Annotated in this window: 15 protein-coding genes and 2 pseudogenes; 7 read left to right on the forward strand and 10 right to left on the reverse strand. The window is 69.2% G+C overall.

Going from position 1 to position 13,970, the window contains the following annotated elements:
- Positions 1–74: 74 nt before the first annotated feature.
- Positions 75–1,100 carry an ABC-2 transporter permease gene (locus NF4_RS10050; protein ID WP_063127027.1) on the reverse strand — a complete coding sequence of 342 codons (1,026 nt, stop codon included), beginning with the start codon at positions 1,098–1,100 and terminating at the stop codon, positions 75–77.
- 494 nt (positions 1,101–1,594) lie between these two features.
- Between NF4_RS10050 and NF4_RS10055 the strand changes: the two genes are divergently transcribed.
- The 5 genes and pseudogenes from NF4_RS10055 to NF4_RS39145 all read left to right on the forward strand — a co-directional run bounded on the left by NF4_RS10055 (position 1,595) and on the right by NF4_RS39145 (position 4,018).
- On the forward strand, positions 1,595–2,104 hold the full coding sequence (locus tag NF4_RS10055; protein ID WP_063127028.1) for a nuclear transport factor 2 family protein: 510 nt from the start codon (positions 1,595–1,597) through the stop codon (positions 2,102–2,104).
- Positions 2,105–2,155: 51 nt separating this feature from the next.
- Complete coding sequence (locus NF4_RS10060) at positions 2,156–2,647, forward strand: fluoride efflux transporter FluC (RefSeq protein WP_232330391.1); 492 nt, start codon at positions 2,156–2,158, stop codon at positions 2,645–2,647.
- The gene (gene crcB, locus NF4_RS10065; protein WP_063127030.1) at positions 2,644–3,006 is read left to right on the forward strand and encodes a fluoride efflux transporter CrcB; all 363 of its coding nucleotides are present in this window, start codon (positions 2,644–2,646) and stop codon (positions 3,004–3,006) included. The genes NF4_RS10060 and crcB overlap by 4 nt, the downstream gene beginning before the upstream one ends.
- 71 nt (positions 3,007–3,077) lie before the next feature.
- A pseudogene (locus NF4_RS39995) lies at positions 3,078–3,530 on the forward strand (alpha/beta hydrolase family protein); the annotation flags it as partial.
- A gap of 41 nt (positions 3,531–3,571) precedes the next feature.
- The gene (locus NF4_RS39145; protein WP_063127032.1) at positions 3,572–4,018 is read left to right on the forward strand and encodes an alpha/beta hydrolase family protein; all 447 of its coding nucleotides are present in this window, start codon (positions 3,572–3,574) and stop codon (positions 4,016–4,018) included.
- 73 nt (positions 4,019–4,091) lie between these two features.
- Here NF4_RS39145 and NF4_RS10080 read toward each other — a convergent pair whose 3' ends face one another.
- Both NF4_RS10080 and NF4_RS10085 read right to left on the reverse strand, forming a co-directional pair.
- A complete protein-coding gene (locus NF4_RS10080) occupies positions 4,092–5,177 on the reverse strand; it encodes an NAD(P)H-dependent amine dehydrogenase family protein (RefSeq protein ID WP_063127033.1) in 1,086 nt (361 codons plus the stop codon).
- Between the two features lie 49 nt (positions 5,178–5,226).
- Complete coding sequence (locus NF4_RS10085; protein ID WP_063127034.1) at positions 5,227–6,252, reverse strand: Rieske 2Fe-2S domain-containing protein; 1,026 nt, start codon at positions 6,250–6,252, stop codon at positions 5,227–5,229.
- A 172-nt stretch (positions 6,253–6,424) separates the two neighbouring features.
- On the opposite strand from NF4_RS10085, the gene NF4_RS10090 reads away from it, so the two are divergent.
- Positions 6,425–7,045, forward strand: coding sequence for a TetR/AcrR family transcriptional regulator (locus tag NF4_RS10090; protein WP_063127035.1), 621 nt, complete (start codon positions 6,425–6,427; stop codon positions 7,043–7,045).
- Between the two features lie 211 nt (positions 7,046–7,256).
- Here NF4_RS10090 and NF4_RS10095 read toward each other — a convergent pair whose 3' ends face one another.
- Positions 7,257–8,147, reverse strand: coding sequence for an NAD(P)H-binding protein (locus NF4_RS10095; protein ID WP_232330392.1), 891 nt, complete (start codon positions 8,145–8,147; stop codon positions 7,257–7,259).
- Here NF4_RS10095 and NF4_RS40000 point away from each other — a divergent pair.
- Positions 8,038–8,846 (forward strand): annotated as a pseudogene (locus NF4_RS40000) (LysR family transcriptional regulator). The gene NF4_RS10095 and the pseudogene NF4_RS40000 overlap by 110 nt on opposite strands.
- Before the next feature lie 31 nt (positions 8,847–8,877).
- Here NF4_RS40000 and NF4_RS10110 read toward each other — a convergent pair.
- The 6 genes from NF4_RS10110 to NF4_RS38545 form a co-directional block, all read right to left on the reverse strand.
- Positions 8,878–9,243: a hypothetical protein gene (locus tag NF4_RS10110; RefSeq protein ID WP_063127038.1), complete on the reverse strand. Its 366-nt coding sequence runs from the start codon at positions 9,241–9,243 to the stop codon at positions 8,878–8,880.
- A 181-nt stretch (positions 9,244–9,424) separates the two neighbouring features.
- On the reverse strand, positions 9,425–10,171 hold the full coding sequence (locus NF4_RS10115; protein ID WP_084533015.1) for a sterol desaturase family protein: 747 nt from the start codon (positions 10,169–10,171) through the stop codon (positions 9,425–9,427).
- Positions 10,168–10,890 (reverse strand): FadR/GntR family transcriptional regulator, encoded by a 723-nt coding sequence (locus NF4_RS10120; RefSeq protein ID WP_063127039.1) that lies wholly within the window; start codon positions 10,888–10,890, stop codon positions 10,168–10,170. The genes NF4_RS10115 and NF4_RS10120 overlap by 4 nt, the downstream gene beginning before the upstream one ends.
- A gap of 41 nt (positions 10,891–10,931) precedes the next feature.
- Complete coding sequence (locus tag NF4_RS10125; RefSeq protein ID WP_063127040.1) at positions 10,932–11,963, reverse strand: LLM class flavin-dependent oxidoreductase; 1,032 nt, start codon at positions 11,961–11,963, stop codon at positions 10,932–10,934.
- 4 nt (positions 11,964–11,967) lie between these two features.
- Entirely contained in the window at positions 11,968–12,786 is an 819-nt protein-coding gene (locus tag NF4_RS10130; protein ID WP_063127041.1) for a DUF1684 domain-containing protein, read from the reverse strand.
- A gap of 294 nt (positions 12,787–13,080) precedes the next feature.
- The gene (locus NF4_RS38545) at positions 13,081–13,950 is read right to left on the reverse strand and encodes an HIT domain-containing protein (protein ID WP_198165287.1); all 870 of its coding nucleotides are present in this window, start codon (positions 13,948–13,950) and stop codon (positions 13,081–13,083) included.
- Positions 13,951–13,970: the final 20 nt, after the last annotated feature.

Here is a 13,970-nt window from a genome sequence, read left to right on the forward strand (position 1 = left end):
CGGGTTCCGCGCGCGTGGGTGCGGTCGTGCCGGGACCCTCCGTACCCATGCGGCGCGGACCGACGCCGCCCTCCTCAGCCGGCCTCGGCGCCCGCGGGCTGCCGGTTGTCCGATCGCCGCTGTGCGACGAGGAAGACCCCGATCGCGACCGCCGACCACCCCGCGAGCACCAGCCAGGGGCCGAGGTGCTGATGGTCCGGGAAGTAGACGGCCGTGTGCTGGGCGTTCACCGAGGCACCCGGTGGCAGCCACCCGCCGATCGTCGCGAGCAGGCGGGGAAGCAGCGGCCACGACACCGAGCCGCCGGAGGTCGGGTTGCCGAGCAGGATCATGATGCCCCAGGTCGGCAGTATCGCCCATCGTCCGAACAGGGCCTGGAACATGGTGAAGACCATGCCGCAGGTGAACATGGTGAGCGCGAGGACCGCCCAGGATCGGAACGGGAGTTCGAGCGCGCCGAGGACCCAATCGACGGTTGCCACAATGGCGAAGCCGCCGAGCAGCGCGTATGCCGCGGTGCAGGCGATACGTTCGCCCGGGTGCAGATCCCGGGCGTTGACCCCGAGTTGGACCGCGCCGACGAATCCGACGACGACCGAGGCGATCGTCATGTAGAAGATGGTGAGACCGTGCGGGTCGCCTGCCTGCAGTGGATTCAGATCGTCGACCCGGACGGTGTACCCGGCGTGTTCGGCGATCGGCGGTAGCCCCTGCGCGAGGGCGGTCGCCACCGTCTGGCCGGAGGCGCTGGACAGATCGAGTGTCACCGTGTTGTCGGCCGGGGAGGTCCCGACGACGGCGAATACGGCCTGGTCCTGGAGCGCGTCGAGCGCGGTCGCGCGGTCGGTGAAGCGGTGGACCCGCAGCGAACTGCCCATCGCGGTCGCCAGCTCGGCTTCCAGTTGCGCCGCCTGCGCGGCGGGCATCGTTCCGACCACTGCGATGGGCACGTATTCCGGCTTCGGGTTGGCGGTGGCATAGGTGTAGGAGCCGGCGAAAAGGGCGGCGGCACAGGCCAGGATGCCGATGATCACGGTGGCCGGGAAGAACCGCGACCCGCGGAAGTCGTGCCACCGGCGTTTCGCGATATCCCCGGTCATCGCGCGGCGGGTCGCATACCCGGCCGCCGGTCCACCACTTCCCGGTAGGGTGCGCGCATCCTGCCACCTTTCGCGAGCAGTCGAATGATCCAGCAGTTCGGCGGAACTCCCGGCCCTTCCGGCCCCCGGCATCGATGGGACCCGGAACTATTCGCGAACCGGTGGGCCCTGTACGGGGCCCGGCGGAAAGACCGTCCGGCAGCCTCACCATAACGCGCACCTGCGGTCGTCCGGCCGGCTCACATGCCGCCGCGACGCACCTGTTGTCCGGCGGCGCGATCGACGAGGCGCCGATCCGGCCGGTGGGGCATCTCGCGGGGAAGCGCGACGGCGGCCCGCGAGGATCGGTGCTCCTCGGTGGTTCTCGGGGCGACGGCTTCGGTGAGCCGGGCCGTCGTCGCCGTCCGGTGGTGATGTGATGTGATGCGATACGAGCCGGTTCGGCCGGGGCCGGCGTAGCGCCGCGGATACCGGCCACCGAACGAGGAGGCCGTATGTCCGGATCACCGTCACCCGAGGCCGACCCGGCCCATCGCCTCACCGTGCTGGAAGCGATCGAGGCGATCAAGGCGCTCAAACACCGCTACTTCCGCGCCTGCGATGCCAAGGACCCCGCGCGTTTCCGCGCGTGTTTCGTTACCGAGGGGGCCGTCCTCGACTACGGCGAGCTGGGGGTTTCGGACGCGGACGGAATGGCCGCGGTCTTCGAATCCATCGCCCTGCGGCAGGTGGACGGCAAACATGTGGTGCTCGATATGCACCACGGGATGCACCCCGATATCACCGTGCACGCCGACGGTACCGCCTCCGGGCAGTGGACCATGCAGTTCCGTCAGGTGAACCTGCTCGACCACACCGATACGCTGTCGACCGGCGAATACGAGGACTCCTACGTCCTCGAGGACGGCCGCTGGAAGATCGCGGCCTCCCGGTTCCGCCGCCTCTGGTCCATCACCCGGCCCGTCGACGACACGTGCCGGATCGGCTGGTACGCGGCCTCGTGATGCCCGGCTCCACCGCGTCCGGTCCGGACGGCTCCGGAGGAGGAGACCGCTGTGCCCGATGATCCGCAACCTATTCACGGACCGTTCCTGCCCATGGACCCGGATATCGATCTGCGGGATCCGCCCCAGCGCGCCGAGCTCGCCGCGTCGCACGGTGCGATTCTCGCGGTCATCGCCGCCGGTGGGGCGCTGGGCGCGCTGGGCCGCTATGGTCTGACCCTCGGCTGGCCCACACCGGCCGGAGGGTTTCCATGGGCAGTGTTCGTCATCAACGTCGGCGGCAGTTTCCTGCTCGGTGCGCTGATGGTGGTGATCACCGAACTGCGACCGGCGCATCCGCTGGCGCGCCCGTTTCTGGGGGTCGGCGTACTGGGCGGGTTCACCACGTTCTCCACCTACGCCAACGATATCCGGGCTCTGCTCGAGCCGGGCTCCGCCGTGATCGGTGCCGCATATCTGGCGTCGACCCTGTTCGCGGCGGTAGCGGCCTGCGCGCTGGGCGTCGGCCTCACCCGGCGGGCCGGACGGGGCGGGGCACGATGAACGTTGTGCTGGTGATCGCCGGGGCCGCGGTCGGCGCGCCGCTGCGCTACCTGCTGGACCGATTCGTACAGGCGCGGCACGACGGCCGGTTCCCGTGGGGCACCTTCGTGGTCAACGTATCCGGATCCCTCATCCTGGGGTGTCTCACCGGCGCGGGGCTACCGGCCGCGTGGACGGTGCTCGCGGGCACCGGATTCTGCGGCGCCTTCACCACCTACAGCACCTTCTCCTACGAGACCGTGCGCCTGACCGAACAGCGCGCCTACCGGTACGCGATCGGTTACGCCGCCTCCAGCGTCGCCATCGGGTTGATCGCGGCGGCACTGGGCTACGCCGCCGCCCATGCGCTCTTCGGTTGAACTATTGTCCGGCGTACTGCTTCGGGGAGCGTAGCCGCAGAGTCCGATGCGCCGGGATGGCCGGTGTGATCATGATTCCTGCTCGATATCCGTCGTCGGATCGGGTGCGGGCCGGCCGGGAGACAACAGTGGGATCCGGGCGGTTCGCCGTACCGGGATCGGTCACCGCGCCGCGCGGTGCGGGTCCGTTCCCTGCGGTGGTACTGCTCGCCGGCGGCGGACCGTTCGACCGGGACGGCACCGCCGGACCGAACAAGAACCTGAAGGACATCGCGTGGGGGCTGGCCGGTCGCGGGGTGGCGGTGCTGCGATTCGACAAGGTCACCCACGCCCATCCCGAGGCGGTTGCCGCGACGGCCGTCTTCACACCCACCGACGAATACGTCCCACACGCGGTGGCGGCAGTGGGGTATCTGCGCGACCTCCCGAATATCGATGCCGATCGCGTCTTCGTGGTCGGCCACAGTATGGGTGGCAGATTTGCCCCGCGGGTGGCGGCCGCCGATCCCGCGGTGGCCGGTCTGGTCGTCCTGGCCGGGGACACGGTCCGCTGCAGTGGTCGCTGGTGCGGGTCGTCGAACACCTGGGGAGGGTCGATCCGGCCGCCGCGGCCGGCCTACCGTCGGTCGAGATCGTCACGGCACAGGCAGAACTGGTGGACAGCGACGACCTTTCCCCCATCACGCCGGCCGACCGGCTGCCTTTCGGGATGCCCGCGCCGTACTGGCTGGACCTGCGCGCCTACGACCCGGCCGCGGTGGCCGCGACCCTGGATCTACCGATGCTGTTCCTCCAGGGCGAACGCGACTATCAGGTGACCGTGACCGCGGACCTGGCCGGCTGGCGTACCGCCCTCGCCGGTCGCCCCCCCGTGACGATCCGTACCTACCCGGCCGCGGACCACATGTTCTTCCCCGGCGAGGGGATCTCCCTGCCCGCGGACTACACCCGGCCCCACCATGTGGACGTGCAGGTCATCGACGATATCGCCGACTGGATAATTGCACAGTGAGCGCGCCGTGGGCCACCGCCGGGTACCAGCGCCGGACTGCTCGGGCGCGCCGGCGGGGCTTGTGGCGCACCGCTCAAATAGCGAAACGCCCGGCGAACGCGCGCAGCGGGAGATCGGCGCTGGTGATGATGCCCGGACGCGCGGCGACAACGGACCGCAGGGAGTTGAGGGCCGGTAATCCGGTGACGGTCATCCCGATCGAGGCGAAGTTCTCCGGATTCGACAGGTCGAAGCCCTTCCGGGGGAAGATCATATGTTTGCTGTAGATGCTGGGATCGCCGGTGACCTGGGTGATGTAGCAGCCCTTGATATTCCACGCGGGGTCGGTATGCGGGGTCATCTGCCATTCGAGATGGGTTTCCACCCGCGGTACCCCGTCGACCAGACCCTGATATTTGATGTAGTTGGCGCCGAGTGAGCCCTTGGGCAGGAAATACCAGCCCAGATCGATATCCTTCGTGCAGGCGCCGAGCTCGTAGTGGAAGGTGACCTCGTCCAGTTCGAGGTCGAAGGCGTCGGCCATCAGGTAGACCGAATCGGCGAAGACCGCGGTGTACTTGTGCAACGAGTCCGGGATGGTCGGATCATCGACCGGGCGGCCGTAGCCGACAGCTTTCCAGGTGTCGACAGAATGGTGACAGGAGACGTCCACCGATTCGGTGACGGTGATGTTCTCGATCGCGGCGACGTCGGCGGTGTGCACGATCCCGAGGACCTGCGCCAGCCCCGGGTTCATACCGGTGCCGTAGAAGGTGGAATTGCCGCGCTCGCACGCGGCCCGGATGATCTCACTGACCTTGCGGCCGGACGGATGGGAGTGGTTGGTGTCGCGGTGGAACCCGGTGATCCAATCCGCGGTGGTCACCACATTGATGCCCGCTTCCAGCACCTTCTCGTAGAGATCTTCGTCGGGGAAGACGCCGTGGAAGGTGAGGACATCGGGCCGCGCCTCGAGGATCTGTTCGACCGTACCGGTCGCCGTCACCCCGATCGGCCCGATGCCGACGATCTCGCCGGCGTCCCGGCCGATCTTGTCCGGGGTGTAGCAGTGCAGCCCGACGAGTTCGAGGTCCGGGTGATCGCGGATGCGGCCGATCATCTCGGTGCCGAGGTTGCCGGTCGCGACCTGGAATACCCGGATCTTGCCGGAGGTGCTCATGGGTGGGCCTTTCTGTCTGCGGGTCGAGGCTGCTGGTTCGGGTCCGCGGTCATGCGCCGGTCGCGTTCGCGTTCGATGCGGGTTCGGCCGCGCCGATGTCCGGGTAGAACTGCCGGGCCCATTCGCGCAGTGCCCGGAAGCCCGCGTATTCCTTACGCGACAGCGCGGGCGGGTCGGAGTAGCGCTGATGCGCCCAGATGTGGATATCGGCTTCGAACTGCTCGATCACGAAACCGGCCATCGCCGTGCCGTAGGCGGTGATCTCCGGGCTCTCGTCGCCGGGTTTGCGGCCGATCCACACGGTGAACCGGACATCGGAGGTGTGCTCGTCGACCGGGGTGACCGCGGGCATGGTGCGGTTGTCGATCATGCCCCAGCTCTTGGTGATCGAACATCCGAGTCCGGCGTTGATCGATTCGACACCGCTGTTGACCTGGTCTTCGGCCACGCCCTCGTCAAAGGCGATGGTGAAATCGACGTAGGAGACGGGTCCGGAGAAATCATGGCGGGTGAACTCCGGCACGAACGGGGTCTTGTGCACGTACTTGAAGTGCGCGAAATCGACACCGTTCTCCATCACGTACTGCGGGTGCAGTTCGAGTCCGGGCCGGTACAGCGTGGCCGCGGGTACCGGCGGGTAGTAGTCCGCGGCGGTTTTGCCGTCGGCGAACGCGGCGAAGATATCGGGCACTTCGAAATACGGTGGCCGGCCGTCGACGTCGTACCAGATCCAGACACCGTCGTTACGCTCCACCACCGGGTAGCTGCGGATGCGGCGGCCCTTGTTCGGGTGGCTCTCGTAGGGGATACAGACATTGCGTCCCTCGCGATTCCACTCCCAGCCGTGGAACGGGCAGACGAGGTTCTCGCCCTCCACCCGGCCGCCGTAGCCGAGATGCGCGCCCAGATGCTCGCAATAGGCGTCGAATACGGTGACCCGCCCCGATGCCGATCGCCAGGCCACCATTTCGCGGCCGAAGTACTTCATCCGGTGTACCGCGCCGACGCCGATCTCGCTGCACCAGGCCACCTGGAACCAGCCCGTCGGCTCCATCGGTAGTGGTGGTTTTGCCATCGCGATCCTCCAGGCATCGAGGGCTGTAGCGGGCGCGGCCACGGCACCGTCCGTGTGTGGGTGTATGACGGCGGGCACGTGGCGTTCCCGAGCATAGAACCCTCTATGAAAGAATACAAGAGGGTTATGTGAAACTGGATCACCCTGCTCAGGGCGGGTAAAGTCGTCCATCGTGACGGAAGCGGCGGTGGGCGGGAGACGAGCGAACAGGCGCGGGATCCAATCTCGGGAGAGCATGCTCGAGGCGGCCATCGCCTCACTCGCCACCGGTGATCCCGCGGCGGTCTCCGGTAACCGGATCGCCCGCGATATCGGCGCCACCTGGGGAGTGATCAAGTACCAGTTCGGCGATATCGACGGCCTGTGGGCGGCGGTCCTGCGGTACACCGCGGACAAGCGCGGAGACCTGCCCGCCGGGATCAAACCGGACGGCACCCTGCACGAGCGGGTGGCCGCGATGATCGCCGCCATGGCCGGCGGGCTGCGCAGACCGGAATCGCTGGCCATCGAAACACTGCGCGCCGCCCTGCCGCGCGAGCACGCCGAACTCGAACGTGACTATCCGCGCACCGCCGCGGAACTGGCATCGTGGAAACCGAACTGGGACAAGGCCTGTCAGCGCGCTTTCGCCGATATGGACCTCGACCCGGACAAGGTGCGGCAGGTGGCCGCCCTCATCCCGGCGGCGATGCGCGGGATCACCTCCGAACGCACCCTGGGGACCTACGGCGATCTCGACGACGCGCTGAAAGCCCTGATCGGCGGCATAGTCGCCTACTTGGAGCGCCCGTGAACGCCGCCGGCGCGACACCTTCGGGACGGCCGGTTCGGGCCGCATCGACCGGCGATGCCGGATCGAGGCGCGCGCGGCGCTGTCTGCGGTCGTCGCGAGAAGGGGCGTGGAGAGCCCGCGTGCCCGGCGGCCCGCCCGGCCGTCGGCAGCCGGGCGGGGCGCGATCCACGGTCCGCCCACCGAACGACCTCCCGAGGGTGTCCGGCCGTGATCAGGCGAGCACGGCCGGAGCGAGAACCGCTGTGCACCACTGACGGAAGGTGGTGGGAGTCGTGGTCTGCGGGGTGCGCGGCACGCCGTTGTCGAGGCCTTCGTCCTTGGCCCGCATCATATCGACCATGCCCCGGACGAAAGCATCGCCGGCGCCGGAGCTCGCAGTGGCCGCGGCCAGGTCGTCGAGCGTCACCCGCCGGTAGCGCACCGGCCTGTCCAGCACCTCCGACATCGTCTGTGCCATCTCGTCGGGTGTGAGGTCCTGCGGGCCCAGTACCGGAACCTCACCGATCCCCGTCCACGATCGGTCGAGCAGCAGCCGGGCCGCGGCCCCGGCGATATCACCGGTCGCGGCCAGCGGTGCCGGCAGGTCGGCGGCCAGGGTGCCGGTGAACACCCCTTCGTCACGAATGGAATGCGCCTGGCGCAGTAGGTTGTCCATGAACGACGGATTCGCGAGCGCGCGATAGTTGACGCCGGAGCCGGCGATGAGGTCGTCCATGGCCAGTGAGGCGGTCACGAGGCCGGCGCGGTCCGCGACCGGTGTGCCGCGGCCCAGGGCCGAAACTCCGACCACGTGCCGGACACCGTGTGCGGCGAACGCGCGGGCCGCGGCGCGGGTGAAGCCGGAATACGCGGCGTCCAGGTTCGGCGCGGCGGGATCCGGTGGGACGAGCCAGAAGACCGCGTCGGCTCCGGCGAAGGCATGATCCACGGTGGCAGGGTCGCCGTGCGAGCCGCGCACGATATCGACCCGGTCGCGGACCGGGCCGGCGAGCTTGGCGAGGTCGCGCACGATCGCGCGGAGTTTCTCGCCCCGGGATGGACCGTGTTCGAGGCAGATCCGCGCGCTCGAACAAGAACTCGGCTGCACGCTGCTCGAGCGCACCACCCGCAGTGTGCAATTGACGCCGTCGGGTGCCCAGCTGTACGAGGAGGCCCGAGGGCTGTTCACCACCATCGATTCCGCTGTCCGGCGGGAGCGGGAGGTCGACCGCGGGGTGGAGCGCCTCGTCGTCGGATTCGCCTCAGGGCTGCGCGTATCCACGGCCCTGCGTGCCTTCGCCGAGATCCGGCCCGAGGTGGAAGTGGAGCTGTTCCAGCTGAAGTGGTGGGAACGGGAACTGCCGCTGCGTGACGGCCGGGCCGATGTCGGATATCTGCGCCGGCCTTTCGACGGCACCGGGCTGCGCACTGTCACGGTGGCCACCGAGCCGAAAGTCGCGTGCCTGCCGGTCGCTCATCGGCTCGCCGGGTCGCCGGCCGCCGATCGGCCGCTGCTCGAGGCAGATCTCGTGGGGAGCCGGCCATCGGTGCGCAGGTCCGGCGTATGGCATCGATCGAGGAGAAGTTCGAGCTCGTCGCGTCCGGTCACGGTATCGCGGTGGTACCGCGAGGGGTTGCGCAGGTGTACTCGCGGCCCGACCTGATCTACCGGCAGGTGCTGGACGCCGAACCTGTCGAGATCTGCGTCGCGGTGCCGGAGAACCGGCGCGAGCGGCGGGTGCGGGAGTTCGCGCAGCTGGCGGCCGCTGTATTGCGGGAGGCCTGGGAAGAGCCCGAGCGCCGCGACATCACCCGGGTGTAGAGGTGGTGTTCACCGGGCCGGTATGACCGGGTCAGCGGCCGAAGCCCTCGACCACACCGAGTTCACCGTTTTCGCCCGGTCGACAGCGCGTTCGCGGCACTCGATCCCGCGGCGTGACCTGCGCCGCGGGTGTGTCTGCCGGGCCTGTTTCGACCAGCCTTCGCCAGCGATTCGAGAAATTGGAGATACCCCAGCCCCGCAACCGGTCATAGGCCTCGGTCAGATCCGACCGGCACAGCAGGCCGGCTTCCCGGGCCGCGGCCACCGCTTCGATATACGCCGCTTCGGCGGATAGCAGCTCATCGACCACACGAGCCTGCTCGTCGAGCAGATCTTCGATACGGCAGGCGATCTCATGCCGTGCCGTGTTCGTGTCCTGACCGGGAAATCGGTGCATACGCCATCCTCGGATCTGTGGGGTGGAACCTGCGGAAGAACCGGCTGCCCCGGCGGTGCACGTCGAAACCCGAACCGCCCGAACGCCGTGAAGCTGTGGGTTCACTACTACCCTGCGGCGGTTGGCGCTGCGCACCCGGTACCGGGTGCGCAGCGCCGGAAGGCGATATCGCGGCCGAGCGTCAGACGGCCTGCGGCTTGTGCAGGGCCTTCGCGGTGGGGGAGTTGGGGATCGAGGCGGGATCGGGATAGGTGCCCAGGACCCGGTCCGCGGTTCCGGCGGTCGTGACGGCGAACCAATAGTGCTCGTTCTTGAAATGGTGCAGACGGTGGTTGCGGCGCACCGCGCGCAGGAGGGCGCTGCGCGGCTGGTAGTCGGTGTGCACGAGGAGGTGGGTCCATTCGTAGACCAGTCCGAGGACGCCCACGGTGGTGAGGAAGGTCAGACCCAGGCCCGGACGCCCGAAGGCCAGTAGTGCGATGGCCACCAGGACGGGCAGCAGCCAGCGGAAGGTCTGCCACGGGATGAAGACCAGTTCCCGGATCCGCGGGTCGGCATGGTGTTCGCGGTGCTTACGCGCCAGCAGCGAGTCGATCCGCCAGCGGCCCAGGGCGCGCGGCCGCCAGTGCAGCACGCAGACATGGATGAACCATTCCACGAACGGGAACGCGGCCACCATGAGCACCGGAACCAGGGCGTCGGTGAGTTGCCAGTCGCCCACCAGGACACGGGCCGTGGCGGCGGTGATCAGTAGCGCGGCGATCACCCAGGGCGAGGGCGCGTGACGGAACGAGGCGAACACGTCCGCCAGCGACTCCGGTGCGCGGCGAGCGGCCTTCGCCTCGTCGGCGGCCAACCGCCCCTCGGCGAGACGGTCGATCCCGGTGTTACGGCTGCGCCGGGCGCGTAGCGCATGCGAGAGGTTCATGGGGTCTGTTCCAATCGGTGCAGGAGGTTGTCGAATTCCGCGCCGGCCAGGGACAGCAGCGCGTCGGCACGGGTCTGGGCCGAATCGGCGTCACCGGCGATGACGGCCGCGGCGAGCGCGCGGTAGCGCTCGGGCTGTCCCACCTCGGTGTCCATGACGCCGGTGAGGGCGGCCATGGCGGGTTCGTAGACGGTGCGCAGCTGGTTGAACAGCAGGCGGTAGACGATCGAATCGGCGGCGTCGACCACGTGGTCCCAGAAGGCGAGTGCCGCGAGCTGGCGGGCCAGCGGATCGTCTCGACCGGCGAGTGTGTCCACCGCGGCCGTGAGTGCCGGGCCGGCGGCCGGACCGTGGCGGCGGGCGGCCAGGCCGGCGACCTCGCGGCCCAGGGTCGCCCGGGTCTCCAGGATGCTGCGCACCACGGAGTGGTCGAGCCGGCCGCCGCGCAGGAGCAATCGCGGCAACAGTTCCAGGCCGCCGGAGCGGCGCGGATCGCGGACGGTGGTACTGCCGCCCTGGCGGATCTCCACCAGCCCCGCCCGCGCGAGCCGCTGGACCGCTTCGCGGACAGTGGGCCGGGAGACGCCCAGCGCTTCGGCCAGTTGACGTTCGGCGGGCAGGGCCGAGCCGGGGGTGAGCTCGCCGGTGAGGACGTCGTCGACGAGCTGCTCGTAGATCTCGTCCGGAACCGACCGGCGGGCGATCCGCTTCAGTGCCATACCACGGACGGTAGACCCATTATTGGTAAGAGGTCAAGTGGTCAGACCAGTTCGCCCGACGGCTGCCAGCCCAGCTCCGGTGCGATGTACTCGACGGTGTCGTGGAGTATCTGCTCGTAGTCGCCGCGATGGAATTCGTACGGTAGCTCCAGCCGCAACTCCGTGGTCCCGGCGAGGACCGGATCGGCGCGGAGCCGATCGAGGATCTGCTCGGCGGTGCCGACCAGATCCGGAGCGAACAGGATCCGCCGTTCGCCCTGCGGGGCGCGGGTGCGCTCGTATCGTCCGGCCGCGTAGCGGCGGTAGCGTTCGCGGGTGGTGCGGTCGGCGCTGTCGAACGGGACGATCACCCGGCCCACCGCGACCCGAGCCGGCCGGGCCGGATCGACGCGGCGGCGATATTCCGCGATCAGACCCTGCTGTGCGGTGGTGAAATCGTCGCTGTGCTCACCGAAGACGATATTGCCGGTGAGCAAGTTCAATCCGTGCGCACCGGCCCAGCGCATCGACCGGGTGCTCCCGCCGCCGTACCAGAGCCGATCGACCAGCCCCGGATCGTGCGGTTGCAGCCGCGGCCGCTGCGTATTGCCGGGGGAATGGATCACCGTGTCCGGCTCGCCCAGGTAGTCGCCGCGCAGATTATCGATCAACCGCTCGATCCGCCCGTAGGAGAGGTCGTAGCCGCGCCAGTCGCCGTCGAAGACGAGATCCCCGATCAGCTCCGCATGCGGCGGAGTGCCCGCGCTGAAGCCGGGTTGCAGTCGCCCGCCGGACAATACATCGGCCATCGCCAGATCCTCGGCCAACCGGAACGGGCTCTCGTAGCCGATCGGGATCACGGCGGTTCCCAGTTGGATACGGCGGGTCCGCTGTCCGGCCGCGGCCAGGAATACCGCCGCCGACCCGACGCCGTGCTCGAGATGGCGCTGCCGGATCCAGGCGCCGTCGAAACCGAGCCGTTCACCGAACTCGAACAGGCGCAGGGTGTCCTCGAGCCCGGCGGCGGGATCCTCGTCGGGGTAGTTGCCCGGCGTCAGGAACGACAGGTTCGCGATGGAGGTGGGCGCACTCATCGGGTCAGCTGCGCTCGTAAGGGATCTTCTCGCCCGCCTCGATCGCGACCGGGAGCCGGTTCTCCGCCGGGGGGAGCGGGCAGGTCGCCAGATCGGTGTAGGCGCAGGGCAGATTGACGGCCCGGTTGAAGTCCAGGGTCACCGTCCCGTCCGCGTCCGGCGGCGGTAGTTGCAGCACGCGGTTGGCGGCGTAGGTGGTGACGCCGGAGGTCGCATCGGTGAAGAGCACGGTGAGAGCGCCCGGGGTCTTCCCGGGAAAAGCGGTGAGTCCCAATGTCTGCCCGTCCCACTCGAAGTCGATCCGGCCGGGGGCGTCGTAGACGTGTTCGAGACCTTCCACGGCCGCCCCGACCGTGGTGGGCCGCGGCTCGGCGAACGCGGTGTAGTGTCCGGCGACCACCCATTTCGGATCCGGCGCGTAGGCGGGCGTGCCACGGAACCCGGTGCGCAACGGGTTGTCCGGGTGCCGTGGGCGCACGATATCGTGCCCGCCGCGTTTGGCGACCTCGATCACGGCGTCGCCCCATCCGGCCTCGACGCCCTCGCGCTCCGCGATGATCCCGAACCGGTATGTACCGCGTCGGACGGTTCCGTCGATCACCAGTTCCTCGTCCTCGTCGAGAACCACGGTGACGCCGTCGGTGCCGGTGGACCAGCTGCCCGGTGCGTCGGCGAACCGCTGCGGTGTCGCGGTGAGCCAGTGCAGGCCGGTCACCGCCAGGAATCCGTGCGGATCGGCCAGCCGCGCCTCCTGCTGCCGATGCCAGTCCTGCCAGTCGGCGAGGAACGTGTCGTTTCCGGTGGCCGCGGTCTGCGTTGCCATGTGGTGCTCCTCCGAGGTCTCTCCGTCGGGCCGCCCGCTCGCCGTTGCCGGTGGACCGGCGGCTGTCACGCGCGCCGGCGACCACCCGTGGCGGCCGACCGGATACCGTCCCGGAGGGAACAGCCGGCCGGCGCTCCCGTGGCGACCCGCAGTTGCTGCTCTCGATCCAAGCGCGCGCAGTGCCGACCGGACAGGATTGCGATCAGCCGGAACACAAAAGCGCGTACTCCGGATCTGCGCGTGCCCGGGTCCGGTTGCTCCCGTGGCGGCCGGGCGGATGCCGCTCGCGAACGACTAGGAGTTCAGCGCCCGGCGCAGTCTCCCGGCGAGGTCGACGGCATCGGCGAGCGTCCATGCGAGCACGCCGTTCTCGGCCATGAGCGCGTGGAACTGCTGTTCGCGATAGGGCACGCCCGGGGGCAGGGGCGCGATATGCCAGTGCAGGTGGGAATTGCCCTGCTGGCTACCGAGGCTGGCCAGGTACATACGCTCGGTCGGTACCACGGTCTCCACCGCGCGGGCGACCCGATGGACCATCTCGGTCAGGCGCCGGAACTTCTCGAGCTCGAGGTCGCGCACCACATGCTCGTGATGCTGTTTCGGCGCGACGAGGGTGTGACCGGTCAATGTCGGATAGCGGCACAGGAACGCGATGTTCTCGTCGTCCTCGTCGATGATCCGTTCCAGTTCGGAGTCGTGGGTGCCGGCGACGATCGCGCAGATGAAACACGGACTCTCCCGCACCCGGCGTTCGTAGTCCGCGATATCGAAGGGAACACGGCGCGCCCCGGCGCCGTCGCCGGCGCCCAGGAATTCCAGGCGGTTGCCCGCCGGGTCGTCGGTGTGGAAGCGCCGGCGTCCCGGAATCTCGGCGGCGTCCGCCCAGCGCACCGCGTACCCGGCGGCGACGAGGCCGGCCGCGACCGCGTCCACATCGACGACGAACGCGGGGTGCGCGCGGCGGGCGGGCCGGAAGGGGTCCTCCGGCCCGATATGGAGTTCGGCGGCCGGGCCATCCACTCCGGGCACCGCGAACCAGCACCCGCCGCGCGCGGCGAGCAGCGGCGGCTTCGGGATTTCCGCCCAGCCGAGTACGCCGTGGTAGAACGCGCGCATCGACTCTTCGCCGCCCGGCGGGCAGGCGATCTGCACATGATGGAGCACGGTCGGCCTCCTCGGAACAG

The sequence above is a fragment of the Nocardia fusca NBRC 14340 genome, assembly GCF_001618425.1.
Classification (GTDB): Bacteria; Actinomycetota; Actinomycetes; order Mycobacteriales; family Mycobacteriaceae; genus Nocardia; species Nocardia fusca.